The 1,506-nt window shown below is 58.7% G+C and carries 1 protein-coding gene; it reads left to right on the top strand.

All coding sequences use genetic code 11. The features are described 5' to 3' along the window. The first annotated feature begins 76 nt into the window (after positions 1-76). Positions 77-1,438 (top strand): IS1182 family transposase, encoded by a 1,362-nt coding sequence (locus tag ACR0BF_RS20300; RefSeq protein ID WP_209505932.1) that lies wholly within the window; start codon positions 77-79, stop codon positions 1,436-1,438. The last annotated feature ends 68 nt before the right edge of the window (positions 1,439-1,506 follow it).

Genomic DNA, 1,506 nt, shown 5'->3' with positions numbered 1-1,506 from the left:
GATACTGTTGAAAAACTCTGCTTGAGCGATGCTTTGGCTGCTGATTCAATTCTCTTGAGTTGCAGGAGAGTTGCTGATGATGGGACCGAGGCAAGTTGCGCAGGGTGCGCTGTTCTACGAGTTCAGTATTGAGGATCACGTTCCGACGGATCACCTTTTGCGCGCGATCGACCGGTTTGTAGACCTTGTTGACATGCGCCGACATCTCGCGCCGTTCTACAGTTCAACAGGCAGGCCCTCGGTTGATCCCGAGCTGATGATCCGAATGCTGATTGTGGGCTATGCCTTCGGTATCCGGTCAGAGCGGCGGCTGTGTGAAGAGGTGCATCTGAATCTGGCGTATCGCTGGTTCTGTCGCCTCGATCTGGCCGATCCGGTGCCCGATCATTCCACCTTTTCCAAGAACCGACATGGACGTTTCCGGGACAGCAACCTCTTCCGGCATCTGTTCGAGCAGGTGCTGGCGCGCTGCATTGCCGAGGGACTGGTCGGCGGCGAGAGCTTTGGAGCAGATGCTTCGCTCATCAAGGCTGATGCCAGCCGCTATACGAAGGTGGACTTCTCGGAATGGTCTGCAGCAGATGCTGCAAACCGGGCGACGCAGGAATACCTTGATACGCTCGATGATGCGGCCTTCGGCGCTGCGACACCGGTAAAGCCGAAGGCGATCTCGCCCGCCGACCCGGCCGCGCGGTTGACCGGAGCCAATGGCGACAGGCCCTTCTTTGCCTACAGCACCAACTACCTGGTCGATCTGGACCATGCGATCATCGTCGATGTCGAAGCGACTGCGCCGATACGTCAGGCGGAAGTGGGTGCCGTGCGAGACATGCTGGTGAGAACCCAAGACCGTTTCGACCTGCACCCATGGCTGCTGGCCGCAGACACGGCCTATGGTGCGGCGGAGATGCTTGGCTGGCTTGTGAAAGAGCAAGGTATCGAACCCCACATCCCGGTCTTCGACAAGTCCGAGCGCAAGGACGGCGCGTTTCCTGCCACCGACTTCACCTACGATCCGGACACCGATGCTTACAAATGTCCCGGCGGGAAGGAGCTGAAGCCGTACTGGCGGAACATCTCAAAGGGGCGCCCGGCGTTCGGCAAGGATGGCTTCAAGAAATACTACGCCCGGAAACAGGAATGCGCGGCGTGTCCGCTGAAGCCCCGATGCACGCCCAACCAGGCGACCCGGAAAATCGCCCGATCCAGGCATGAAGACGCCCGCCAAAAAGCACGGGATATCGCGAAGACCGATGCCTATGTCGTCTCCAGCTACGCCAGAAAGAAGGTAGAGATGCTCTTCGCCCACCTCAAACGCATCATCGGCCTCGACCGCCTCCGCCTTAGAGGACCAAACGGCGCCAAGGATGAGTTCCACCTCGCAGCAACAGTCCAGAACCTCCGCAAACTTGCAAAGCTCAGACCAATCTCGGCGTGAAGAGCCGAGCAGGAAGACTTCAGCCGCTATTTCCGCCGCGCTTACACATCGACTTTTTCAACAGCATC

The organism is Ruegeria sp. AG7, from assembly GCF_056541545.1.
Note: the sequence above shows the minus strand (reverse complement) of the source record. Positions and strands in the feature narration are given on the sequence as shown.

What these genes read in the sequence shown, in the direction of transcription:
- ACR0BF_RS20300 (WP_209505932.1), top strand. Translation starts at nt 77, where the DNA reads ATGATGGGACCGAGGCAAGTTGCGCAGGGTGCGCTGTTCTACGAGTTC.